The following is a 23,262-nucleotide window of genomic DNA, read 5'->3' as shown; positions in this document are numbered from 1 at the left end:
GTTATTAATTCTTTGTAAACGGAATCACTTGTCCATTTCCTAAAACGATCATATCAAATCCTGTTTTAGCTTCATTAAATTTGAATTTTAGACCCGCGCTTTTTGATTGAAAAGTATCTTTTTCTCCAGCAACCGGCTCAACAGAAAATTTCGGATAGTTTGTTATTTCTACACTAAGAACGCTGCTTTTCTCTGTAATTTCAATTTTTAAAGGTGCTTTTGCAGTCGAGTAAATCCCAACATAAGCATCTAAAATGATATCTTTCTCTACTATTCCTTTTGTTGCCGTCCAAACATTATTGCTTTCATTATAATCTGGAAAAACATGATCAGGATCTAGTGTTACACTTTCAATCTCTTCTGTAGAATTATGTTTGAAAGACCATTCATTGTTACGCTGCCAAATTTCAACGGGCAATTTAACTCTGGTTACTTTTCCGCTTTTTGTTTTCACATCCAAAATAATTGGCATTGGCATTTTATCAAAATTTTCAACCGTAATTACAACTCCTTTTGACGGATCGTTTTTTACATATTTAATCGAATTGATTCCCTGATCAAATCTCCAGTTATTTACAAACCAACTTCTCCAGAACCAGCTTAAATCTTCTCCGGCAACATTTTCAATTGTTCTGAAAAAATCGTCAGGAGTCGGATGTTTGTAAGCCCAACGTTCAACATAAGTACGTAATGCTTTATCAAAACGTTCCTGCCCTAAAATTTGTTCTCTCAAAATTGTCAATCCTGCACCGGGTTTTACATAACATAAAACACCAATATTAGCTTCCTTCATATTGTCAGGAGAACTCATAATAGGCTCCAATTTTGGACTAGTTAAATACTCCACATCTTCATGAAGATCTGAAGGTTTTTGTTTGTATTCTCCGTTATTAAAATCAAAAGAACTCACAGAGTTAATAAAAGTATTAAAACCTTCATCCATCCAGGCAAATAAACGTTCGTTTGATCCTACAATCATAGGGAACCAAATATGTCCAAATTCGTGATCCGTAACACCCCATAAATCATCACCTTTAGATTTCCATCCACAGAAAACAATACCGGGATATTCCATACCACCTTCATTTCCTGCTACGTTTGTCGCAGCCGGATAAGGATATTCAAACCATCTTTTTGAATAATTTTCTATAGACGATTTAACATATTCTGTCGAACGGCCATAAGCGTCATTTCCTGCACTTTCAACTGGATATGCAGATAAAGCTAATGATTTTTTACCACTTGGCAAGTTTATTTTTGCCCCGTCTAAGATAAAAGCCGGTGATGATGCCCAGGAAAAATCGCGGGCATTTTTAATTTGATAATGCCATGTTTTCTCGGCTGTTGCATTTGTATTTGCTGTAGCAGCAACTTCTTCCGCAGTACGAATCATTACAGTTTTATCGCTTTGTGAAGCAGCTTTATAACGTTTAAACTGTTCTGCAGGTAAGACTTCTGCTCCGTTTAACAACTCCCCTGAACCTACAACATAGTGATTTGCAGGGACTGTAATTTTTACATCAAAATTACCATACTCCAGATAAAACTCAGAAGCTCCTAAATATGGTGCAGTATTCCACCCCCTTACATCATCATACACACACATACGTGGATACCATTGTGCAATCGTGAAGATTTTTCCATTTTTAGTTTCTAAAACCCCCATTCTGTCAGATCCTTCAAAAGGTGCTATAAATGAGAATTCAATTTTGATTTTTATCGATCCTCCTTTTGAAGCCAATTCTTGTGGAAGAAAAATTTGCATTCTGGTATCCGTAACAATGAATTTTGCATCAGTTTCAACCTTAGTTTTTCCACCAGAAATTACTTTTACAGATTTTATTTTATTTCCTCCATCAAAAACCTGACCCTGCGCTCCATTTCGACTTCCAGTTAAGGGTACAACAGCATTTCCTCTTGAATCTTCCTTAAATAAATTTTGTTCTAAGTTTAACCAAACAAATGATAATTTATCAGGGCTATTATTGGTATAAGTTATTTCGTCAGTACCAACAATTTCATTTTTCACAGCATTTAATTTTGCTGTAATTTGATAATCAGCTCTGTTTTGCCAATATTCAACTCCAGGCTGACCACTGGCAGAACGGGTTGATGTACCGTTTTTTGTATAAAAATGAGGTGCAAAAGCATCATGATAATTATAATTATTTACTGGGTTTGCTGCTGTTGAAGCTGGGATTTGTTGCGCCCAAACAGAAGTAATCCCTACAAACAAAGCCATGGTTAATATGGCTTTTGAGAATTGTTTTTTCATATTTTTTAGCTGTTTATGTAGCAAATTAATGAAAAAAAAAGCTATTTACAGAAAGAAGTTTAAGGTTAAAATTGATTTTTATCAAAATTTTATCAAAAAAATAATTTAAGCTATTTCCTTCAAAAACTAAATTTTATAAAATATATTTACCGTTAGATAAAAACTATTTTTCCATTCAACTCTATCATCTTGGACACAACTATTTCAAATTCAATGCTTAAAGCTTCTATAAAACATTCTGGAGCAGAATTATCCTCATTAAAGAACACTCAAAATAAGGAATTTATATGGGAAGGTAACCCTGATTTTTGGGGAAAGCATTCTCCGGTTCTTTTTCCGATCGTAGGTACGTTAAAAAACAATTTATATACAGTAAACGGAAAAGAATATCAATTACCTAGACATGGTTTTGCACGTGACATGGAATTTCAATTGATTGATAATACAGAAAATAGTGCTACATTTTCTTTACAATCAAATGTTGAAACGCTGAAAAAATATCCTTTTGAATTTGAATTACAACTCATCTATACACTTAATGAAAGCACTTTAGATATTCAATATAAAGTAATTAATAAAAATGAAACTAAAATGCCTTTTTCAATAGGAGCGCATCCGGCAATTGCTTTACCAGAGAATTTTGAGAATTATGCATTAAAATTTGAAAGAGAAGAAGTTTTGAAATATTATCTTCTTGAGAATGATTTAATTTCGAATAAAACTGAAGTTTTAGAAACAACAAATAGTTTAGTCCCATTAAATTATAAATTGTTTGAAAATGATGCGTTAATTTTTAAAACGTTAGCATCAAATTCGCTTACAATTCTTGAAAATTCAAAACCTTATATAAAAGTGGATTTTGAAGATTTTCCAAGTTTAGGAATATGGACAAAAGAACAAGCTCCATTTATATGTATTGAACCTTGGTTAGGATATTCTGATACAGCTGTTAATTCAGGAGATTTATTCGAAAAAGAAGGAATATTAATTTTGGATGCAAATCAGACATTCACTTCAAAATTCAGTATACAAATATTATAAAATCTAAAAAATGCTAGAATTCAACTTTTCTCCATTTCCAATTATAGAAACGGAACGTTTACTTTTAAGAAGAATTACCAATGACGATGTAAATGAAGTTTTTGAATTGCGTTCAAATCCCGAAACCATGAAATATATTCCAAGACCTTTGGTAAAAACCACTGAAGATGCTTTGGAACATATTGCTATGATCGAAGATAAAATCATAACAAATATTGGAATCAACTGGGGTATCACTTTAAAAGATAGCTCAAAATTGCTAGGAATTATAGGCTATTACAGAATGCAGCCTGAAAATTATCGTGCTGAAATAGGCTATATGCTATTGCCTGAATTTCACGGAAAAGGAATTATTCCTGAAGCTGTAAATAAATTAATCAGATATGGTTTTGATGATCTGAAATTACATTCAATTGAAGCGGTAATTGATCCTGAAAATTTAGCCTCAGAAAAAGTATTACAAAAATGTGGTTTTATTAAAGAAGCCCATTTTAAAGAATCTGAATTTTATGAAGGTCGTTTTCTTGATAAGGTAATTTACTCATTACTAAACAAATACAAATTCACTAGTTTCTGATAAAAAATAAATCTTGTTAAATATACTTTTTCCACAATAGCAAACCGGTCTATTGCGTTATATTTGCACGCGAAATAAATGACTAAACCTTATTTCGAATTCCGAAAACTTATTTTTATGAAAAAAATACTTATCCTTTTTGTTCTTTTCTTTTCTATTCAAAGTCAAAGTCAAACTTATCTAAAATTTAATGGTGTCTCTGCGTTAGTAGCTATTCCAAATATAGGAGTAGAAACAAGTATTGGTGAAAAAACTACTTTTAGCGTTGATGTAATGGCTTCTTTCTGGGAATCTGTAAATGGTCATAATCCTATGAAATTTGTCACTTTAACCCCGGAAATTCGTTACCATTTTAAAGAAAAATACAACGGATTTTATGTTGGTGGCCATATTGGTGGTGACATTTATGACATACAAAAATGGAATTACTGGGATAGCAATAATTATGAACACGGATTTGGATATAGATTAGGAGTTACCATTGGATATAATATCAAATTAAACGACAAATTTTTATTAGATATTTTTGCGGGAGGTGGCTGGCATCAGGGCTTTTATCATGGCTACTATAATGATGGAACTCCAGGTAGATATGACAAAGCTGAGAATTGGAATAAAAGTGGTGAATGGCTTCCATACCGTGGAGGTGTAATGATCTCTTATAAATTAAACTAAAATTTAGAAAGGGATTTTATATATAGATCTTCCACTTTTTTACGAGCCCAATCTGTTTTACGTAAAAAGGTCAAGCTGGATTTTATACTCGGATTTGAGGTAAAACATTTTATCGGAATTAATTCCGATAATGTATCAAAACCATAATAAGCTACAAGCTTTTCTAATATTGATTGAAGTGTAATTCCGTGTAAAGGATCTTTTGATTGATTTTGCATTTTATATATTTAAAATAATAGTAAAGACCGTACTCCAAAAAGTACGGTCTTCCTTTTTACAAAATTAACGAATTGAATTTAAATTCAATCAACTGTTATTAAAATATGAATTTAAATCCGAAAGAAAGTGGGGTAGTTAAATTTGGATTGCCTACCAAATAAGCTGAGTCAACATTTGCCACGTGAGCTAACCCAAAATTAGTAACAGTAGTTTTTTCTCCAACTTTTGGATCTAAAGTCGTAGAAGTAAAATTTGCTAAATCATAAGAAAACTCGACTGAGAAACTTTTAGTCACAAAATAATCAAATCCACCTGATAAAGCTAAACCAACCTGATTTACTTTTAAGTCACTTTCCTTTTCTTTTCCAGTAATAATTGGAGCAGCTAACTGTCCGAAGAAATATAAAGAACCGGCAACATTCCAATATTTTCTTGCTAATGGTTCAATTACGATTAAATCTGTTTTTGCAGCGGTTCCTGTATTTGATTCCGATTTCATATTAATAAATCCTAATCCAGCTCCAACTGCTAATGATGGTGTGACAAATGTACCAACAACGGGCAGTATACTTACGTTTGTATTTTTAAAATCACCTGTTTTAGTTTGCTGATAGCCAATTTGAGAAGTAGCAAACCATGCTCCTTTTAAACCTTGATTTGCATCTTGTGCTTTTGCGGTTAAACCAATCAACACAATACCAACTAATGATAAAATTTTTTTCATGTTTGAGTTTGTTTTAAATTATTCAACAAACTTATATGTAAGTTTTTTCCTTAAACATGATCTAAATCATAGATTAAAAAAAATCTTTAATTATCTTAGATAGCATTAAAGTTTTTTAATTTTGTTTTACATTTGCAACTATGTTAAAAACAGTCAATATACTTAATAAAAGAGCTCGATTCGATTACGAGATAATCGACACTTATACTGCCGGAATCGTTTTATCCGGAACAGAAATCAAATCTATACGTTTAGGGAAAGCTAATATTACCGAAAGCTTTTGCGAATTTAGTAATCTTGAACTTTTTGCCATCAATACTTATATTGAAGAATATTCTTTTGGAAATCAATTCAATCATAAGTCGAGAAGTGAAAGAAAATTACTTCTGAATAAAAAAGAGTTAAAAAGCCTTCATAAAAGTGTACAGGCAAAAGGACTTACTATTGTTCCGCTAAAGTTGTTTACAAATGAAAAAGGTTTAGCTAAATTACAAATAGGCCTTTGCAAAGGAAAGAAAAACTACGACAAACGTGAATCTTTGAAAGAACAAGATACAAAACGTGACTTAGACCGAATTAAAAAAGCTTATAATTAAGTCGCTTTAATTCATCCTAAAGTGGTGTTTATTAATATTTTATAGTTAATTTTATATAAACAATTTAACTATAAAATATGAAAAAATACTTAGTTTTGTTAATCGCCGTACTGACACTTTCAAGTTGTGGCAGTAATACATCAATTGTAAATAGCTGGAGAGATCCTGATGTGACTGTTGCACAGGAGCACTTTAAAAAAGTCTTAGTTGTTGCTTTAGTAAAAGATGAAGCTTCCAGAAGAATTACAGAAAATAGGATTGCAGCCAGTAATCAAATATTTAAAACTTCTTATCAATATTTAAATGAAAGCACTAAACAACTTACTCAGGAACAAAAATTAAAAATTTTACACGATGAAAATTTTGATGGCGTTGTTACGATGCGTTTAGTAAGTACTGATAAAGAAACAAACTACGTTCCCGGAACTTATACTGGAATGTATTATGGAGGATTTGATGGAGCATATACAGGAATGTATGGGTATGGATTTGGAAACTGGTACGGAATGTATTCTCCAAATTTCTACGATCCGGGCTATTATCAGGAAACTACATCCTATATGGTAGAAACTAACATCTTTTCATTAAAACAAAATAAACTAATCTGGACAGGAACTACGAAATCTGAATATGTGACGGATTTAGGGCAAACTGTAGACGCAATTATGCAAGCCGTTGTTGGCGAAATGAAAAAAGACGGATCATTACCAAAATAAATATTTAAAAGCAATATTTAGAATATTGCTTTTTTTACAATCCTTAAAATGACTAATTTTGTCAAGACATTTTAAATCATTTCTGCAAAAATGAAAACACTGCTTAAAAATGCAAGAGAGCAAAAAGGCTTAAAAACCCGTGAAGTAGCACAACTTCTCGGAATTGACCAGGCATTAATAAGTAAATTTGAGTCGGGGACAAGAAAACCTACGAGAGAGCAAATTTTCAGACTTTCTCAACTCTTAGAAATTGACTTTGAAACTTTAATGATTTCATGGTTAAAGGAAAAAATCTTATATGAAATTGGAGACGATGAATTTGCATTAAAAGCATTGCTTCTGGTTGAGCAAGAAATTCAAAATAATAAAAAGGTTATCAGTTCTGGGGTTTTATCCACTATACAATTAATTTTAGATGAAATTGAAATTCTAAAAAAACAAATACAATCTTTTCAACATTTCGATTTACATCGAATTTCAAAAATATTGGAACTGGAATTTATTTCAGAGAGTAATCGCGTAAATGGAAACTCATTAACATTTCAAGAAACTAAATCAGTAATCAATGAAGGATTAACAATTTCCGGAAAAAGTATGTATGAGCACTTAGAAGCTGTAAATCTTCAGGAAACTGTGGGTTACATTAAAGATTTAAATCAGAAAAAAGTTTCCATATCTGAAAAAGAATTACTTACAATTCACAATTTAATTTTAAGAGGAATCAAACCCGAAAATTCTGGAAAATATAAAAACGATCCTTTAATTGTGCGGGAAATGAATTTGTTTTTTAATTGGTACGACAGCAATAAAACCAATTTACACCCAATACTTTTAGCGTCTGAAGCATATTTAAAATTCATAAAAATCAGTCCTTTTGAAAATGGAAACATACAAATTGCTAATTTGATAATGAACTGGATACTACTTGAGAACACTTTTGTTTTTGCCACTATAAAAGGAAACAAAGATCAAATAGAAGAGTATTTATCTATTCTGGAGGAATGTCAAAATAAAAATGACTCCTCTCTTTTTGTGAATTTTATTCTTCGAATCGAAAAAGAAAATTTACTTCGCGCAATTGAATTAGTTTCAAAATAAAAAAGCCCAACTAATTGGGCTTTTTTCTAATTTTTATCTTCTAATAAAGGAACAAATCGAAATTCTCCAAACTCATGTTTCTCAAATTGCGTTTCATTTTTACGAATTAGTAAAGTCATAATTTGTACATCTTCACCTAAGGGAATAACCAGCCTTCCTCCTATTTTTAACTGTGCCATTAAAGGTTGAGGAATAAAAGGAGCCCCGGCCGTAACAATAATGCTATCAAATGGAGCATGATTTGGTAAACCTTTATAACCATCTCCAAAAGAAAGATGCTTTGGACGAATATTTAATTTCGGAAACAGATTAGAGGTTGCTTTAAACAGTTCATTTTGTCTTTCAATGCTGTACACTTTAGCACCAAGCATAAACAAAACAGCAGTTTGATAACCTGAACCTGTTCCAATTTCTAAAATTTTGTGTTCTTTTTTAACTTCTAACAACTGCGATTGAAAAGCGACAGTGTAGGGCTGTGAAATAGTTTGTCCTGCTCCTATAGGAAATGCCTTATCCTGATAAGCATAATCTTCAAAACTTGAATTCAGAAAAAGATGTCTTGGGATTTTTTTTATCGCATCCAAAACTGCTTTATCAGTAATTCCCTTTTGTTCTAAAGTGCTTACTAATTGATTACGAAGTCCTTGATGTTTGGCAGTGTCTTTCAAAATGGGTAGGTTTTATTTTGGCAAAAATAAGAAAGTAAAAAAGAAATCAAATATTGATTTTTAATTATTAAATCGCTAAATCTTTATTGTATTAACTTTTACTTTCAACAAATAAATTATATTTTTGTTTAAAATACATTCTCATGTTAAAAGTAGGAGTTTTAGGTGCTGGTCACTTAGGTAAGATACATTTACGCTTATTACAACAATCTGACAAATACGAATTAGTTGGATTTTACGACGAAAATCAAGAAAATGCCGAAAGAATTTCAAAAGAATTTGGCTATAAAAACTTCAACACTATTGCAAAATTAATCCACGCTGTGGATGTAATCGATATTGTAACACCAACGCTTTCACATTATAAATGTGCTAAGGTAGCCATTAAATCGGGAAAACATATCTTTATAGAAAAACCAATTGCCAACACTGTAGAAGAAGCTGAAGAAATTATTGCTTTAGCCAAAGAATACAATGTAAAAGGGCAAGTTGGTCATGTGGAGCGTTTTAATCCTGCTTTTATTGCAACAAAAAACATGATCGAAAATCCGATGTTTATTGAAACGCATCGTTTGGCTGAGTTTAATCCACGTGGTACGGATGTTCCTGTAGTTTTAGATTTAATGATTCATGATATTGATGCCATTTTGAGTGTTGTAAATTCAAAAGTAAAAAATATCAATGCAAGTGGTGTTTCAGTTATCAGTGATACTCCGGATATTGCGAATGCCCGAATTGAATTCGAAAATGGTTGTGTAGCGAACTTAACGGCGAGCAGAATTTCGATGAAAAATATGCGTAAAACACGTTTTTTTCAAAAAGACGCCTATATTTCAGTTGACTTTTTAGAAAAAAAATGTGAAGTGGTTCGTATGAAAGATGCCCCGGAAGTTCCTGGAGATTTTGATATGATTCTTCAAAATGCTGAAGGTGTAAAAAAACAAATCTATTTTACCAATCCTGATGTGGAGCAAAACAATGCCATTTTAGATGAATTAGAATCCTTTGCAAATGCTATCAATACAGATACTACCCCAGTTGTAACTTTAGAACAAGCTACAGACGCTTTACGTGTAGCGTATCAGATTATTGATTGTTTCGATAAATAATATAATTTAAAAAAATAAAATTAGCCACGAATTCACGTATAAATTGGTGAATTCGTGGCTAAAATCATAAATAAAATACCTGAATTTAAATGAAAACTATAGCTGTAATTGGTGCAGGAACAATGGGTAACGGAATCGCTCATACTTTTGCACAAAGTGGTTTTACCGTAAAATTAATTGATGTTTCTGAAAAATCATTAGATAAAGGAATGGCAACTATTGCCGCTAATTTAGACAGAATGCTTTCCAAGGGAACAATCACTCAGGAAGATGTAGCTAAAACAATTACTAATATTATTACTTATACCGATATAAAAGACGGTGTTGTCGGCGTTGATTTAGTGGTTGAAGCTGCAACAGAAAATGTTGAATTAAAACTAAACATCTTCAAGCAATTAAACGAAGCTTGTTCTCATAATACCATTTTAGCAACGAACACTTCTTCTATATCCATTACACAAATCGGAGCAGTTGTAGCACATCCTGAACGAGTTATCGGAATGCATTTTATGAATCCGGTGCCGATTATGAAATTGGTCGAAATCATTCGCGGATACAATACCAGCAATGAAGTCACTAAAATTATTATGGACCTATCTGTAAAACTGGGAAAAACTCCAGTTGAAGTAAACGATTATCCTGGTTTTGTGGCCAACAGAATTTTAATGCCAATGCTAAACGAAGCAATCGAAACGTTATACAATAAAGTAGCCGGAGTTTATGAAATTGACACGGTGATGAAATTAGGAATGGGACACCCAATGGGACCGCTTCAATTGGCTGATTTTATTGGTCTTGATGTTTGTTTGGCTATTCTAAATGTAATGTACGAAGGTTTCAAAAACCCTAAATACGCTCCTTGCCCACTTTTAGTGAATATGGTAAGAGCAGGGAAATTAGGCGTAAAATCTGGCGAAGGTTTTTACGATTATAGTGAAAGTAAAAAAGCAGAGAAAATCTCTAAGCAATTTTTATAAAAAATAATATCATGTCGATTCAATCGAATTTAAATACAATCAAATCCACATTATCAGAACATGTTACTTTGGTTGCAGTTTCTAAAACCAAACCCGTTTCAGACTTGATGCAAGCTTACGAAGCAGGCCAACGTATTTTTGGAGAAAACAAAATCCAGGAAATGACGGATAAATGGGAACAAATGCCAAAAGACATTCAATGGCATATGATTGGTCACGTTCAATCGAATAAAGTCAAATTTATGGCACCATTTGTGAGTTTGATTCATGGAGTTGATAGTTTGAAATTATTGCAGGAAATAAACAAGCAGGCTTTAAAAAACAATCGAATTATAGATTGTTTGCTTCAAATATATATTGCCGAAGAAGAATCGAAGTTTGGTTTGGATGAAAATGAATTAAATCAACTTTTATCTTCATTTGAGTTCAAAGAGATGAAAAACATTCGTATCTTAGGGTTAATGGGAATGGCAACATTTACAGAAAATCAAAACCAAATTAAAAAAGAATTTACACATTTAAAGTCAATTTTTGATTCGATTCGAAAAATTGAAACTGAAAATTTACAATTAAACACAATCTCAATGGGAATGTCCGGAGATTATCAACTTGCTATTGATTGCGGAAGCACAATGGTAAGAATTGGAAGCAGCATTTTTGGAGGACGCTAAATGTCAAAAATCAATGACATATCAAAAGTCAATTACAATAGTATTAATGGAGAAAATTTTCAATTTTGAAGATAGGTTGGTGAGATTTGCAGGAGAATGTATTTTCTTTACAAGACAATTAGAAAAGATATTTGAAAATGAATATTATAAAAATCAATTGATTAGATCTTCTGGAAGTGTATCATTAAATTTTGGAGAAGCACAGGGAACAATAACTGATAAAGATTTTGTTTTCAAAGTTTCATTAGTTGTAAAAGAGCTAAAAGAATCCAGAAACTCATTGAAAATTTTAGATTACATAAAAGAAGGCGATAATGATAAGCGCAATAAACTTCTAATTGAAGTTGAACAATTAATTGCGATTTCATCAAAAATGATAATTAATAAAAAATAAATTCAATTACAATGACAATGGCAATAACAACAACAATTTTCAGAAATTGAAATTGATTTTTGAAATTGCCATTGCCATTGATTTTTGAAATTGACATTGAAAATGTACGCAATACTAGACATAGAAACCACTGGAGGCCAGTTCAATGAAGAAGGAATTACCGAAATCGCCATTTATAAATTTGATGGCCATGAAGTAGTTGATCAATTCATTAGTTTGGTTAATCCCGAAATTCCGATTCAGCCTTTTGTGGTGAAATTAACCGGAATAAATAATGCTATGTTGCGTTCTGCTCCCAAATTCTTTGAAGTTGCAAAACGAATAATAGAAATCACTTCTGATTGTATTATTGTAGCACACAACGCTTCTTTTGATTATCGAATTTTACGTACCGAATTCAGACGTTTAGGGTATGACTTTGAAGCAAGAACACTTTGTACAGTCGAATTAGCTAAAAAGTTAATTCCGGAACAACCTTCTTATAGTTTAGGAAAATTAGTTCGTGCACTCGGAATCCCAATGGCAGACCGTCATCGTGCCAGTGGAGACGCCATGGCAACTACAAAGTTGTTTAAGATGCTTTTAGAAAAAGATCTTGAAAAAACAATTGTAAAAGATTTTATAAAACTGGAAGTCGAAAAAGGTATTGCACCAAAATTATTAGATTTAGTGGGGCAAATGCCAACTAAAACAGGTGTTTACTACATCCATAACGAAGGCGGAACTTTAATATATATAGGGAAAAGTCAGAATATCAGAAAAAGGGTAAATCAACATTTTACCGGAATCACAACAAAAAGTAAAAAAATCCAGGCTGAAGTTTTCACCATAACTTATGATGAAACCGGAAGCGAATTAATTGCGCTTTTAAAAGAAAGTGAAGAAGTAAAAATAAACCGTCCCAGACACAATCGTTCACAGAAGAAGACAGTTTTTCCATTTGCTTTATATGCAGAAAAAGATTCAAATGGTTATTTGAATATAAAACTTCAAAATGCTGACGGCCGCAAAAAAGAGATTACCTCATTTGCTTCTTTACAGGAAGGTAAAAATATGCTTTTCAAATTCACTGCAAAATATCATTTGTGCCAAAAATTAACTGGTTTATATCAAACTAAGAAAGAGTGTTTTCAATATAAAATAAAAGAATGTGATGGTGCCTGTATTGGCGAAGTTTCACCTGAAGCTTATAACCTAAGAGTACAACAATTCATCTCTGAGCACAGTTTCGAAAATAAAAGCATGATTCTTATTGACAGAGGTCGAAATGTAAACGAACGAAGCGCTGTTTTAATCGAAAATGGCATTTATAAAGGTTATGCTTTTTACGATTTAAATTATCAAGTTACAAATATCGAAATTCTAAAAAACATTTTAATCCCGATGCAAAACAATCGCGATGTAAAAAACATAATTCAAAATTACATGCGCAAAAGCAAGTCTCTTAAAATTCTTCATTTTTAAAATACCCTAATTTTCTTTATCTTAGTGATATGACAAAAATGAAATCCAGATACGAAAGCTTTCGAGAAAAAATCAAAGTAATTCTTTACGGAACAGATACCGTTTTAGGAAGACTTTTCGATTTAGTTTTACTCGGATTAATTTTACTGAGTGTGCTTTTGGTCATGATGGAAACCGTTCAGGGAATCAACCAAAAATACCATTCCCAACTCATTATTTGTGAATGGATTATCACTGTCTTTTTTACCATCGAGTATATTTTACGTATTATCTCGATTCAAAAACCGGTAAAATATATTTTTAGCTTTTATGGTATTATTGATTTACTTGCCGTACTACCCATGTATCTATCCATATTTTTTCCGGGAGCAAGTATTTTATCAGTCATAAGAGCCTTACGTTTTTTCCGATTATTCAAAATACTTCACATTCCTCAAATTTCACATCAATCTGTACAACTGCGTGAGGCAATTGAGGCCAGTAAAGAAAAAATTCTTGTTTTTATCTATTTCGTATTAATTAGTACCGTAATTATCGGTTCTGTTATGTATCTGATAGAAGGCAAAGAAAGTGGTTTCACAAGTATACCAATCAGTATCTATTGGACTATAGTAACCTTGACAACAGTCGGTTATGGTGACATTTCACCTATGACTCCCTTAGGTCAATTCGTCGCTTCATTCGTTATGATTTTGGGTTATGGAATTATAGCGGTTCCAACCGGAATTGTGACTGCTGAATTTGCCAAAAACAGTCTAAAAAACAATACAGTAAGCGGAAAGAAGACTTGCAAAAACTGTAATTCGCAAGTTCACTTTGACAATGCTAAATATTGCTACGAATGCGGAACAGAATTACCTAGTAATTAATTTAGAAGCTATTCCAGCTGTACATTATAACTCCTCCTTATATTTGTTGTTTTTTTAAGGCATAAAAGGAGCTTCCGCTGGTCGCTCTTTTGTCCCAAAAAAAACGAACAACTATAAGTCCGGGGTTTCCATTCCCATCTGGGCTAGAAAAATATGAAATACTTAATTACTATTGTCGGACCAACAGCTATAGGCAAAACAGCCTTAAGTATTGCTTTGGCACAACATTTCAATTGTGAAATAATATCCTGTGACAGCCGTCAATTTTTTAGAGAAATGACGATCGGAACAGCCGTTCCAAATCAGGAGGAGTTAAATTCCGCCACACATCATTTTATTCAAAATAAATCCATTTTTGAAAATTATACAGTTGGTGATTACGAAAAAGAAGCACTTTTAAAATTAGAAGAATTATTTCAAAAGAATGATTTTACCATTTTAATTGGTGGTTCAGGATTATATGTAGATGCTCTTTTAAAAGGATTTGATGAATTTCCCGAAATCAATCCGGAAGTTCGTTCTGAAGTAAATTCAAATTATGAAAAACTTGGAATTACGTATTTACAAGAGCAATTGCAACGTTTAGATCCAGATTATTTTCAAAAAATAACTTTAGAAAATCCACAAACACTTCAAAATCCACAGCGAATGATGCGTTTTGTAGAAGTTTGCATCGGAACTCAAAAACCATATTCTTCTTTTTTAAATCAAAAGAAAAACAACCGAAATTTCACTCCTGTTTTAATTGGTTTAGAAGCAGACAGAAAAATAATTTATGATCGTATTAACCAGCGCGTTGATATTATGATGAACGAAGGTTTATTGGATGAAGCAAAAACTTTGTATCCTAATAAAGCGTTAAATGCACTTCAAACGGTCGGTTATAGAGAATTATTTAGTTATTTTGACGGAGATTTCACCCTGCCATTTGCCATCGAAGAAATCAAGAAAAATACCAGAAGATTTTCCAAAAGACAATTGACGTGGTTCAAAAGAAACGAAAATACGAAATGGTTTGATTATGCAACAGATAGAAAAAATATCACCAATTACATAGAAAATCTTATAAAGTAAAATCAAAAGTCTTTTTTATACTCTTTATTCTATTCTCTAAAATAAATCTAAAATTACAATAATGCCAATATCTCCAAATTTCACATCAGTTTTAAGCAAAGACTGGGAAATCAATTTCACACAATGCACACCAAACGGTTTTTTAAAATATACTGATTTGTGTAATATTTTACAATTAACCGCAGCTGCACATTCTGAAGTTGGAGGCATCAGTTTTTTTGATATGCAGGAATTTCACCAAGCCTGGGTTTTAAGCCGAATGAGAGTTGAGATTTCAGAATTGCCAAAATGGCAAGATGTTGTAACTGTAAAAACATGGATCAACAGCTTAGAAAATTCACGTTCTGTTCGTGCATTAGAAATGTATGTAAACGGAAAGAAAATTGTAGGTTGCGAAACCTATTGGGCTGTTTTTAATACACAATTACGCCGTCCGGAAGCGTTGGCTTTACCCTATGAACATTTTGAATTATTCCCTGAGAATAGAGCTACTTCTGAAGGTTTTTCTAAAATCAATATCAACCATGAAAAAGAAGCTGTATTTGAAAAAACAGTTTATTTATCTGATTTAGACATTGTAAATCACGTTAATAATGTGAAATATTTAGAATGGTGTCTTGATCATGTTGATCCAAAAAGAATTATGAAACAAGAAGTTAATAGCTTTGAAATGAATTTCATGAAAGAGCTTTCATTAAAAGATAATGTCGTAATTCATGAAAGTGAAGATGATGATCACACAACTGCAACATTCAGCATTACAAAAGGAGAAAAAACTTGTTTTGCTTTAGAATTGCATTGGAAATAAAATAGCCCACAGATTTAACAGATTAAGCGGATTGTCACAGATTTTAAATTTAAAAACAGTAGAAATTCGTGTAACTAGTGGGCAAAAAAAAACAAAAATACGATGCAATTCAATTTTAAATTGCATCGTATTCTATTTTAATCAAATTTAATTTGATTTCTTTTTTGAATCTTTCTTCAATTTCTTCGGATTCTTTTTCTTTTCAAGCAACTCAATTTTGCCTTTGATACGTTTTTCAACATCAATAACATCTGAGTCAAAAGCAAACTGTAAAATTGTAAGTTTAGCATTTTTAATTTCTTTTAATGCTTTTTTAAACTCTCGTTGTGCTTCTAAAAGAATAGCTTTCTTTACATAAATATCAGATTTATTAATTCCTCTTATTGTTAAAGCAAAATCAATCAACTTTTGCGCTTCTTCATAATCTTCATTCAAAATTAAAGTCTGCAAATAATGCGGATATACTTCAAGTGCATGAATATTGATAGCTAAAGCTTCCTGAAAATAATTTTTCGCTTCTTCATAATTCCATAATTGTTCTGCCTGGATTCTTCCATACAAACACAAAACCATTGTGTTTTTTGTATCATATGAAAAAGCATAATCTAGAGATTCAATCGTTTCTTCAAGCGAATACGGATAATTATCCAAAGCCTGAAAGAGGTATTTATCAATTGTTTTCATTTCGTAAATCTTGTTTTAATTTCTGACGAGTTCCTTTGTAACTTTTCTCCACTTTATTCTTTTTGAAATCACTTCCGGTAAAAACTCTCACAGGATTTCCTCGCTCAATATTGAGTTGGTTCTCCCATTGTTTCCCTACATGATTCTTAAGCTGTACAAGTTTTTTGTCTTCTAATTTTCTTAATAATCTTTCTGTTGCCAGTTTTTTGTTTTGGTGTTGCGAACGGCTGTCCATTGAAACTACGGCAATTCCGGTTGGAATATGAGTTGCTCTTATTGCTGAACTCACTTTATTTACGTGCTGCCCGCCAGCGCCAGAACTTCGCATGGCCTGATATTGAATATCATTTTCTGAAACTGATCCGTTATTTTGAGGTTCAATCTCAAAAATGCCAATAAACCAGTTTTTGCGTTTATGCATTTTTCTAAACTGACTTTGGCCAATCCACTGAATTGTTCCAATCCATGAACTTACAAATTGAGCTGCATTTTTTCCCTTTATAGCAATTGAAGCTGTTTCAACAGTTCCATTTTCCTGACCAGCTTCTCGCTGCAGCAGAACAGTTTCTAGCTGTTCTGCTTGAGCTTCTTCCAAAACTTTTTTAAGCACCTGGGCGACAACCCAAGTGCATTCTGCAGGTCCGCGACCCGCTGTTATCTGAATTATTTTTTCCATTATAATTTCTTTTTATCGGTCCATTCTAACAATTTTTGGAGTGAAAGTTCCCAGAACTTCAACCAAATCCGTCTGATTAGCCATCACTTTTGTAATGTCTTTGTAAGCCATTGGAGCCTCATCAATATTTCCTCCAATTAAGGTTACATCGTTGGCTTTCAAAACTTTTTTAATTTCGCTTTGTGTGAAAGTGCTTTTACATTTCGCTCTCGAAAACAGACGTCCTGCTCCATGCGAAGCAGAATTTAAACTTTCAGCATTTCCTTTTCCTTTCACAATATAACCAGGTGCTGTCATCGAACCTGGAATAATTCCCAATTGACCTTCTGCCGCTGGTGTTGCTCCTTTTCTGTGTATAATACATTCCTGGCCATTTACCATTTCTTTCCATGCAAAGTTGTGATGATTTTCTATTGTAACCACTACTCTTTTTCCAATCGCTTTGGCAATTCTTCTATGAATATCATCATGACAAGCTTTTGCATATTCTCCTGCCAAATTCATTGCCAGCCAATATTCCTGGCCGTCATGTGTATTCAAGTCTAACCAAGCCAAGTGCTGTACATTTTTAGGTAAGGGACATTGCTTTGTTGCCAAGTAAGTATAATGTTTGGCAATATTAGCACCTAAACCACGTGAGCCACTATGCGACAGAACGGCAAAATATTCTCCTACCCCTAACTTCCATTCATTTTCAGGATTATCAATTTTTGCAATTCCAAATTCTACAAAATGGTTTCCACCACCGGAACTTCCTAATTGCTTATACGCTTTTGGCAAAAGATTTTTTAATAACGGAATATCCTGAAATTCACTTTTGTAAAATACTTCATGATCTACTCTGGAAGCATGAACTTCATACATTCCGAATTTGGTGTTCTCTTTCAGAATTGCTTCTAATTGGTGCTCTTTTCCCTTGAAATAAGAAGCCGGTAAATCAAAAATTGAAAGACTCATTCGGCACCCAATGTCTACTCCCACTCCATACGGAATCACTGCATTATCTGTTGCCAAAACTCCGCCAATTGGTAATCCATAACCTGAATGTGCATCTGGCATTAAAGCTCCAGCCACTGAAATTGGCAGTTTTAATGAATCATACAACTGAAATTTAGCTTGTTGATCAATTTCATTTTCGCCAAAAATGGTGAAAGGTGCTCGTGTATTTTTCAGCTGATGCATTCTTACATGAACCGGATTTATCAAGCCTTCAGCCACTTTTCCCCAGGTTCCGTGTCCCTCATATTTTTCAGGATCAAGCAAAACCTCTTTAGCCTCTGTTAGAATAGATTCTTTTTTTTCTCTTTTTCTATATCTGTTTATTTGCCCTAAGGCGATGTTTATTGAATTATTTTTCGGAAAGCCTAATTTAATCAGGTCTTTTCCGGATAATTTATTTCCCATAAATTTTTATTAAATCTTGTTTTTTTTTGCAAACGAATGTTTTCAAAATTGAATTTGAACAAACATAAGCGTGCGGAATCTTTTACCCTTTCAGGTAAATATTAAAACTCTCTTTCGGGAAAATTTGAAGTGTCTAGAATAAAAAAAGCCCGAAACTAAATGTCTTCGGGCTTTTTTATATATCTAAAAATGAATTTCTAGGATTGAAATAAGCCACGAAGAAGCGCTCCACCAAATCCGTTTGGTGTGAAGCTTTGTGATGTTGATGTAAGTACAAACATTTCTCTTCGTTTTATAGGGTTATTATTTTTTTCGTCTGCAAATATTCATAATTGTTTTTTGAATTTCCTAATTTATTTTAAAGAAAATTCATGTGAAATATTTTTCACAACAAAATTCGGCATCAAAAATAAACCTATATAACTGATAACAAGAATCATATAACTTCAATGGGAAAGTTTAAAAAAATTCTACCTTTTTAAACTTTAAAAAAAATAAAGGCATAAAAAAAGCCCTGATTTCTCAGAGCTTTACTATTTTTATTCGTTTGGCGAATTTTGTTATTCTGTCACTTTGCTTTTAACAACTAACCTGAAACCTTCTCCATGAATGTTTAAGATTTCAACATCTTCATCAGCTTTTAGATATTTTCTAAGTTTAGCGATGTAAACGTCCATACTTCTTGAAGTAAAGTAGTTGTCATCTCTCCAGATCTTTGTTAATGCTAATTCTCTTGGCATTAAATCATTTTCATGAAGAATTAACATTTTAAGCAATTCATTCTCTTTTGGAGATAGTTTAATTGGCTCGTCGTTTTCGAAAGTCAAAAATCTAAGTTTAGAATTTAAGTGAAATTTACCAATGTTAAACTCAAACTGTACTTGCTCTGCTTTTGTATCTGCAGATTTTCTTTGAATAATAGCTTTGATTTTCATCAATAAAACTTCAGAATCAAAAGGCTTATTCAAATAATCATCAGCCCCAGCTTTATAACCTTTTAATACATCTTCTTTCATAGACTTTGCAGTCAGGAAAATGATAGGCACTTCGCTATTCTTTTCTCTAATTTCTTTGGCTAAAGTATAACCATCTTTATAAGGCATCATTACATCAAGAATACATAAATCATATACATCTTTCTTGAATTTTTCGAAACCTTCCATACCGTTTTTAGCTAAAGTAACTTCAAAGTCATTTAACATTAGATAATCTTTAAGAACTGCCCCAAAATTAAGGTCATCTTCTACTAAAAGTATTCTTTTGTTATTATTTTCCATATTTTAATTTATTAATGGTATTTTTATTATAAAGGTGCTACCTTTTCCTTTTTCGCTTTCAACATATACTTGACCATTGTGATCTTCAACTATTCTTTTTACATAAGCAAGACCTAAACCATGTCCTTTTACGTTATGCAAATCTCCAGTATGCTCTCTGTAAAATTTCTCAAAAACTCTTTTTTGAGCAACTTTACTCATTCCTAATCCATTGTCCTTCACTTTTATCAGAATCATATCCTTTATGTTTTCTGTAAAAATTTCAATTTCAGGAACATCCGGAGAATACTTTATGGCATTCTCTAATATATTTACCAATACGTTTGTAAAATGCACTTCATTTACCAAACATGTTGTTCTTGAAGCATTTAGATGTTTTACAACTGTACCATGTTTATCTTCTAAAATTAAATTTACATGTTCAATTGCATCATCAATAATATCATGAATCGCAGTTGGTTCTTTTGTAATATCCAATTCTCTTTTTTCCAATTTAGAAATACGAAGAACGTTTTCAACCTGAGCATGCATCCTTTTATTTTCATCTCTGATCATTTGAAGATATCTAAAAACCTTTTCTTTATCTTCAATAATCTTCGGGTTTTTAATAGCGTCCAACGCCAAATTTATTGTTGCAATTGGAGTTTTAAACTCATGCGTCATATTGTTAATAAAATCCGTTTTAATTTCAGAAATATGTTTTTGGCGCAACAATTGGTTTAATGCACTGGTATACGCAATTATTATAATCAGTGTAAAAACGATTGACAATATTGTAATACTTAATAATTCTGATAATAAAAATTTCTTTTTATAAGGAAACGTAATATATAATTCATATTTACTATTACCTTCATTATCAGTATATATCGGAATATGATAACTTGCATCTTTATCAAAATGAAATCCGTCCGATTTTACTTTTGTTGGCAAACCACTATTAAGAACACCGAATTCAAATTTGGTTTTAACACCATATTCTTCCAATTCTTTCTTTAATAATTTATAAAGTTTATCCTTTGTAATTCTTCCTTCAATTGGCGTTAAAGAAGCAATATCTTTATATTGAATTTGTTGTTGTACTTTATTTAAAATATCTAAACTACCTGATTTTTCAATTTTCAAATCTGGAATAATACTTTGGCCTAAAGCATTATTATCAATACCATTGTTGTTATTATATACCTCAGTTACGCGTTTCGAACTAAAATTCTTAAACCTTTCACTACTGAATTTTTTATTAAACAATGAACCACTTATATCATAATCTTCAGAGGTAAGTGTATTAGAATATACAATTGTTTTATTTGTTTTGGTATTTCTCTGTACATAAAGAACTTCCAGTAAATCTTCTTTTTTAGGAATTTTACCAGTACTATCTTTTATACGATTATATTTGTCATAAAAACTGTATTCTTCTTGCTGCTCAAGTTTATCAGCAACATTACCAATTACCTGAGTAACGTGATATTTAAATTGTTCATCATTATTTTTGAAAGAAGAGTTGAACCAAAATACCTGAACCAGAATAATCCCTATTAAGGACAAGCTCATAAGCAAAACAAGTATTCTAAAAAATAATTTATTCATCGAAACAAAATTAATATTTTAACAATATACTAAATAATACATTAACCAAATATTAACATTTAAGACTGATTTTGTTTAATATCTAAAATTTTAAGAATTTTAACAACTTCTTCTTTAGCAATTTTAAGATTTACGTTATTAATAACAAAATTGCTCTTAGAAATTCGATCTTCATCCTTCCATTGCATTTGCATTCTGCTTAAAACTTGCGATCGGGTGGCATTATCTCGCTTTAAGACCCTATTAATTCTAATTTCTTCAGGTGCGGTAACTGTTATTATGAAATCACATTCTTTATATCGCCCACTTTCAAACAAAATAGCAGCCTCATAAATTACATATTCATAATTTTTGTGCTGCAATAACCATACCTCAAAATCTTTTTTTACAGCTGGGTGTACAATAGCATTTAATTTTGCTAATTTTTCCTTATCATTAAAGACAATCTCAGCAAGTTTAGCTCTGTTTAAAACATCATTTTCAAAAACAATTTCTCCAAATACATTTTTCACTTCTTTTATAACAGGATCTAATTGCATTACAGCTCTTGAACCATTATCAGCTATATAAACAGGAACTCCCATTTCTGCAAAATAATTAGCAATAGTTGTTTTTCCACTGCCAATGCCCCCTGTCAAACCGATAACTTTTGTCATATTATATTTTAAAAAACATACGAGGGAAAGCGGCTTGCGGTTTTTTCTTAAGAAGAATAATTTTTACAAATGATTCTAAAAATCCCGTTCCATACCCATAAAACTGTTTCCACACCGCAATTACTGACAAGTATCCAATTTTAATGCTTTTATTCTGTATACTTGCTGTAAGAAATATTATAACGAAATATACGAAATATAATTGTAATAAAATATCAATATTGAAAATTAACAGTAAAAAAGCTAATAATAAACCGAGTATAAAGAAAGTAGGAAAGAAAAAAGTTAACTTATTATGTTCAGGATACCAGCTATTTAATATCGGTCTTGCAATTCCAAACTTATGTACCTGAACAGAGAATTTTCCCCAATCAATTCTTCGTTTATGATAAACATAGGCTCCTGAAAACAACCTTGTTTCAAAACCTAAATTCCATAAACGAATTGATAAATCCGGATCTTCACCAGGGTGAATATTACCAAATCCATTTGATGCTTCAAAAGCTTTTTTAGAAATTCCCATATTGAAACTTCTTGGCTGAAATTTATTGATTTTTTCAGATCCGCCTCGAATTCCACCGGTAGTCAAAAATGAAGTCATTGCAAAATTAATCGCTTTTTGAATATTAGAAAAACTATCTAAAGCTTTATCCGGGCCACCAAAACAATCCACATATTCTTCGTTTAAAGCTTTGCGGACTTCTGATAAATAATTGGGCGGAATAATACAATCTGAATCAAAAATGATAAAATAATCACCTCTTGCTTTTTGCATTCCAAAGTTTCTTGAATCTCCCGGCCCTGAATTTTCCTTAAAATAATAAGAGATATTCAATTTTCCCTGATAGGTCATCACCACATCTTTACATGGAATCGACGAACCATCTTCAACAAGAACAATTTCAAAAGGTTCATTATAATCAGATTTTGAGAGGCTTTCTAAAAGCTCATCAACTTCATCTGGACGATTATACACGGGTATAATTAAAGAAAAAATCATAATGGGATGTGCGGTATTAA

Annotated in this window: 25 protein-coding genes; 14 read left to right on the top strand and 11 right to left on the bottom strand. The window is 31.8% G+C overall.

Annotation, left to right across the window (positions count from 1 at the left end; all coding sequences use genetic code 11):
- Positions 1–4: 4 nt before the first annotated feature.
- Positions 5–2,275, bottom strand: a complete 2,271-nt coding sequence (locus AC6CH4_RS05450) for a M1 family metallopeptidase (RefSeq protein ID WP_498100879.1) — start codon at positions 2,273–2,275, stop codon at positions 5–7.
- 189 nt (positions 2,276–2,464) lie between these two features.
- Between AC6CH4_RS05450 and AC6CH4_RS05445 the strand changes: the two genes are divergently transcribed.
- The 3 genes from AC6CH4_RS05445 to AC6CH4_RS05435 all read left to right on the top strand — a co-directional run bounded on the left by AC6CH4_RS05445 (position 2,465) and on the right by AC6CH4_RS05435 (position 4,568).
- Positions 2,465–3,316: an aldose 1-epimerase family protein gene (locus tag AC6CH4_RS05445; protein ID WP_498100877.1), complete on the top strand. Its 852-nt coding sequence runs from the start codon at positions 2,465–2,467 to the stop codon at positions 3,314–3,316.
- Positions 3,317–3,326: 10 nt separating this feature from the next.
- Entirely contained in the window at positions 3,327–3,893 is a 567-nt protein-coding gene (locus AC6CH4_RS05440; protein WP_498100875.1) for a GNAT family N-acetyltransferase, read from the top strand.
- A 117-nt stretch (positions 3,894–4,010) separates the two neighbouring features.
- Positions 4,011–4,568 carry a DUF3575 domain-containing protein gene (locus tag AC6CH4_RS05435; protein ID WP_498100873.1) on the top strand — a complete coding sequence of 186 codons (558 nt, stop codon included), beginning with the start codon at positions 4,011–4,013 and terminating at the stop codon, positions 4,566–4,568.
- Here AC6CH4_RS05435 and AC6CH4_RS05430 read toward each other — a convergent pair.
- Positions 4,565–4,786, bottom strand: a complete 222-nt coding sequence (locus AC6CH4_RS05430) for a VF530 family protein (RefSeq protein ID WP_072971103.1) — start codon at positions 4,784–4,786, stop codon at positions 4,565–4,567. The genes AC6CH4_RS05435 and AC6CH4_RS05430 overlap by 4 nt on opposite strands.
- A gap of 98 nt (positions 4,787–4,884) precedes the next feature.
- The gene (locus tag AC6CH4_RS05425; RefSeq protein WP_498100871.1) at positions 4,885–5,511 is read right to left on the bottom strand and encodes a hypothetical protein; all 627 of its coding nucleotides are present in this window, start codon (positions 5,509–5,511) and stop codon (positions 4,885–4,887) included.
- Positions 5,512–5,651: 140 nt separating this feature from the next.
- Here AC6CH4_RS05425 and smpB point away from each other — a divergent pair, with 140 nt between their 5' ends.
- The 3 genes from smpB to AC6CH4_RS05410 all read left to right on the top strand — a co-directional run bounded on the left by smpB (position 5,652) and on the right by AC6CH4_RS05410 (position 7,921).
- A complete protein-coding gene (smpB, locus tag AC6CH4_RS05420) occupies positions 5,652–6,107 on the top strand; it encodes an SsrA-binding protein SmpB (RefSeq protein WP_073393742.1) in 456 nt (151 codons plus the stop codon).
- 77 nt (positions 6,108–6,184) lie between these two features.
- Complete coding sequence (locus AC6CH4_RS05415) at positions 6,185–6,823, top strand: putative periplasmic lipoprotein (RefSeq protein ID WP_498100869.1); 639 nt, start codon at positions 6,185–6,187, stop codon at positions 6,821–6,823.
- Positions 6,824–6,913: 90 nt separating this feature from the next.
- Complete coding sequence (locus AC6CH4_RS05410) at positions 6,914–7,921, top strand: helix-turn-helix domain-containing protein (RefSeq protein WP_498100867.1); 1,008 nt, start codon at positions 6,914–6,916, stop codon at positions 7,919–7,921.
- 26 nt (positions 7,922–7,947) lie between these two features.
- Here AC6CH4_RS05410 and AC6CH4_RS05405 read toward each other — a convergent pair whose 3' ends face one another.
- Positions 7,948–8,589: a protein-L-isoaspartate(D-aspartate) O-methyltransferase gene (locus AC6CH4_RS05405; RefSeq protein WP_498100865.1), complete on the bottom strand. Its 642-nt coding sequence runs from the start codon at positions 8,587–8,589 to the stop codon at positions 7,948–7,950.
- A 143-nt stretch (positions 8,590–8,732) separates the two neighbouring features.
- On the opposite strand from AC6CH4_RS05405, the gene AC6CH4_RS05400 reads away from it, so the two are divergent.
- The 8 genes from AC6CH4_RS05400 to AC6CH4_RS05365 all read left to right on the top strand — a co-directional run bounded on the left by AC6CH4_RS05400 (position 8,733) and on the right by AC6CH4_RS05365 (position 15,955).
- On the top strand, positions 8,733–9,698 hold the full coding sequence (locus tag AC6CH4_RS05400; protein ID WP_498100863.1) for a Gfo/Idh/MocA family protein: 966 nt from the start codon (positions 8,733–8,735) through the stop codon (positions 9,696–9,698).
- A gap of 89 nt (positions 9,699–9,787) precedes the next feature.
- Positions 9,788–10,675, top strand: coding sequence for a 3-hydroxyacyl-CoA dehydrogenase family protein (locus AC6CH4_RS05395; protein ID WP_498100861.1), 888 nt, complete (start codon positions 9,788–9,790; stop codon positions 10,673–10,675).
- An 11-nt stretch (positions 10,676–10,686) separates the two neighbouring features.
- Positions 10,687–11,346 carry a YggS family pyridoxal phosphate-dependent enzyme gene (locus AC6CH4_RS05390; protein WP_498100859.1) on the top strand — a complete coding sequence of 220 codons (660 nt, stop codon included), beginning with the start codon at positions 10,687–10,689 and terminating at the stop codon, positions 11,344–11,346.
- Between the two features lie 46 nt (positions 11,347–11,392).
- Complete coding sequence (locus tag AC6CH4_RS05385) at positions 11,393–11,740, top strand: four helix bundle protein (protein ID WP_498101554.1); 348 nt, start codon at positions 11,393–11,395, stop codon at positions 11,738–11,740.
- Positions 11,741–11,842: 102 nt separating this feature from the next.
- Entirely contained in the window at positions 11,843–13,204 is a 1,362-nt protein-coding gene (locus AC6CH4_RS05380; protein ID WP_498100857.1) for an exonuclease domain-containing protein, read from the top strand.
- A gap of 29 nt (positions 13,205–13,233) precedes the next feature.
- On the top strand, positions 13,234–14,073 hold the full coding sequence (locus AC6CH4_RS05375; RefSeq protein WP_498100855.1) for an ion transporter: 840 nt from the start codon (positions 13,234–13,236) through the stop codon (positions 14,071–14,073).
- A 153-nt stretch (positions 14,074–14,226) separates the two neighbouring features.
- Positions 14,227–15,147 carry a tRNA (adenosine(37)-N6)-dimethylallyltransferase MiaA gene (gene miaA / locus AC6CH4_RS05370; RefSeq protein WP_498100853.1) on the top strand — a complete coding sequence of 307 codons (921 nt, stop codon included), beginning with the start codon at positions 14,227–14,229 and terminating at the stop codon, positions 15,145–15,147.
- A 61-nt stretch (positions 15,148–15,208) separates the two neighbouring features.
- Positions 15,209–15,955 (top strand): acyl-[acyl-carrier-protein] thioesterase, encoded by a 747-nt coding sequence (locus AC6CH4_RS05365; protein ID WP_498100851.1) that lies wholly within the window; start codon positions 15,209–15,211, stop codon positions 15,953–15,955.
- A 147-nt stretch (positions 15,956–16,102) separates the two neighbouring features.
- Here the strand turns inward: AC6CH4_RS05365 and AC6CH4_RS05360 are convergent, their stop codons facing one another.
- The 7 genes from AC6CH4_RS05360 to AC6CH4_RS05330 all read right to left on the bottom strand — a co-directional run bounded on the left by AC6CH4_RS05360 (position 16,103) and on the right by AC6CH4_RS05330 (position 23,242).
- The gene (locus AC6CH4_RS05360; RefSeq protein WP_498100849.1) at positions 16,103–16,639 is read right to left on the bottom strand and encodes a tetratricopeptide repeat protein; all 537 of its coding nucleotides are present in this window, start codon (positions 16,637–16,639) and stop codon (positions 16,103–16,105) included.
- Entirely contained in the window at positions 16,626–17,315 is a 690-nt protein-coding gene (prfH, locus tag AC6CH4_RS05355) for a peptide chain release factor H (RefSeq protein ID WP_498100847.1), read from the bottom strand. The genes AC6CH4_RS05360 and prfH overlap by 14 nt, the downstream gene beginning before the upstream one ends.
- Before the next feature lie 12 nt (positions 17,316–17,327).
- A complete protein-coding gene (locus AC6CH4_RS05350; protein ID WP_498100845.1) occupies positions 17,328–18,719 on the bottom strand; it encodes an RtcB family protein in 1,392 nt (463 codons plus the stop codon).
- 560 nt (positions 18,720–19,279) lie between these two features.
- The gene (locus AC6CH4_RS05345; protein ID WP_026985497.1) at positions 19,280–19,996 is read right to left on the bottom strand and encodes a response regulator transcription factor; all 717 of its coding nucleotides are present in this window, start codon (positions 19,994–19,996) and stop codon (positions 19,280–19,282) included.
- A gap of 3 nt (positions 19,997–19,999) precedes the next feature.
- Positions 20,000–21,586: a sensor histidine kinase gene (locus AC6CH4_RS05340; protein ID WP_498100843.1), complete on the bottom strand. Its 1,587-nt coding sequence runs from the start codon at positions 21,584–21,586 to the stop codon at positions 20,000–20,002.
- A gap of 59 nt (positions 21,587–21,645) precedes the next feature.
- Positions 21,646–22,242, bottom strand: a complete 597-nt coding sequence (coaE, locus tag AC6CH4_RS05335; RefSeq protein WP_498100841.1) for a dephospho-CoA kinase — start codon at positions 22,240–22,242, stop codon at positions 21,646–21,648.
- Between the two features lies 1 nt (position 22,243).
- A complete protein-coding gene (locus AC6CH4_RS05330; protein WP_498101552.1) occupies positions 22,244–23,242 on the bottom strand; it encodes a glycosyltransferase family 2 protein in 999 nt (332 codons plus the stop codon).
- Between the last annotated feature and the right edge of the window lie 20 nt (positions 23,243–23,262).

The sequence above is a fragment of the Flavobacterium sp. GQ95 genome (genome assembly GCF_059758655.1).
The sequence above is the reverse complement of the archived record's forward strand: the minus strand, read 5'-3'. Positions and strand labels throughout refer to the sequence as shown.

What these genes read in the sequence shown, in the direction of transcription:
- AC6CH4_RS05350 (WP_498100845.1), bottom strand. Translation starts at nt 18,719, where the DNA reads ATGGGAAATAAATTATCCGGAAAAGACCTGATTAAATTAGGCTTTCCG.
- AC6CH4_RS05415 (WP_498100869.1), top strand. Translation starts at nt 6,185, where the DNA reads ATGAAAAAATACTTAGTTTTGTTAATCGCCGTACTGACACTTTCAAGT.
- AC6CH4_RS05410 (WP_498100867.1), top strand. Translation starts at nt 6,914, where the DNA reads ATGAAAACACTGCTTAAAAATGCAAGAGAGCAAAAAGGCTTAAAAACC.
- AC6CH4_RS05360 (WP_498100849.1), bottom strand. Translation starts at nt 16,639, where the DNA reads ATGAAAACAATTGATAAATACCTCTTTCAGGCTTTGGATAATTATCCG.
- AC6CH4_RS05330 (WP_498101552.1), bottom strand. Translation starts at nt 23,242, where the DNA reads ATGATTTTTTCTTTAATTATACCCGTGTATAATCGTCCAGATGAAGTT.
- AC6CH4_RS05375 (WP_498100855.1), top strand. Translation starts at nt 13,234, where the DNA reads ATGACAAAAATGAAATCCAGATACGAAAGCTTTCGAGAAAAAATCAAA.
- AC6CH4_RS05440 (WP_498100875.1), top strand. Translation starts at nt 3,327, where the DNA reads ATGCTAGAATTCAACTTTTCTCCATTTCCAATTATAGAAACGGAACGT.
- coaE (WP_498100841.1), bottom strand. Translation starts at nt 22,242, where the DNA reads ATGACAAAAGTTATCGGTTTGACAGGGGGCATTGGCAGTGGAAAAACA.
- AC6CH4_RS05395 (WP_498100861.1), top strand. Translation starts at nt 9,788, where the DNA reads ATGAAAACTATAGCTGTAATTGGTGCAGGAACAATGGGTAACGGAATC.
- AC6CH4_RS05365 (WP_498100851.1), top strand. Translation starts at nt 15,209, where the DNA reads ATGCCAATATCTCCAAATTTCACATCAGTTTTAAGCAAAGACTGGGAA.
- AC6CH4_RS05435 (WP_498100873.1), top strand. Translation starts at nt 4,011, where the DNA reads ATGAAAAAAATACTTATCCTTTTTGTTCTTTTCTTTTCTATTCAAAGT.
- AC6CH4_RS05450 (WP_498100879.1), bottom strand. Translation starts at nt 2,275, where the DNA reads ATGAAAAAACAATTCTCAAAAGCCATATTAACCATGGCTTTGTTTGTA.
- AC6CH4_RS05390 (WP_498100859.1), top strand. Translation starts at nt 10,687, where the DNA reads ATGTCGATTCAATCGAATTTAAATACAATCAAATCCACATTATCAGAA.
- AC6CH4_RS05385 (WP_498101554.1), top strand. Translation starts at nt 11,393, where the DNA reads ATGGAGAAAATTTTCAATTTTGAAGATAGGTTGGTGAGATTTGCAGGA.
- AC6CH4_RS05430 (WP_072971103.1), bottom strand. Translation starts at nt 4,786, where the DNA reads ATGCAAAATCAATCAAAAGATCCTTTACACGGAATTACACTTCAATCA.
- AC6CH4_RS05340 (WP_498100843.1), bottom strand. Translation starts at nt 21,586, where the DNA reads ATGAATAAATTATTTTTTAGAATACTTGTTTTGCTTATGAGCTTGTCC.
- smpB (WP_073393742.1), top strand. Translation starts at nt 5,652, where the DNA reads ATGTTAAAAACAGTCAATATACTTAATAAAAGAGCTCGATTCGATTAC.
- AC6CH4_RS05400 (WP_498100863.1), top strand. Translation starts at nt 8,733, where the DNA reads ATGTTAAAAGTAGGAGTTTTAGGTGCTGGTCACTTAGGTAAGATACAT.
- AC6CH4_RS05380 (WP_498100857.1), top strand. Translation starts at nt 11,843, where the DNA reads ATGTACGCAATACTAGACATAGAAACCACTGGAGGCCAGTTCAATGAA.
- miaA (WP_498100853.1), top strand. Translation starts at nt 14,227, where the DNA reads ATGAAATACTTAATTACTATTGTCGGACCAACAGCTATAGGCAAAACA.
- AC6CH4_RS05425 (WP_498100871.1), bottom strand. Translation starts at nt 5,511, where the DNA reads ATGAAAAAAATTTTATCATTAGTTGGTATTGTGTTGATTGGTTTAACC.
- AC6CH4_RS05345 (WP_026985497.1), bottom strand. Translation starts at nt 19,996, where the DNA reads ATGGAAAATAATAACAAAAGAATACTTTTAGTAGAAGATGACCTTAAT.
- prfH (WP_498100847.1), bottom strand. Translation starts at nt 17,315, where the DNA reads ATGGAAAAAATAATTCAGATAACAGCGGGTCGCGGACCTGCAGAATGC.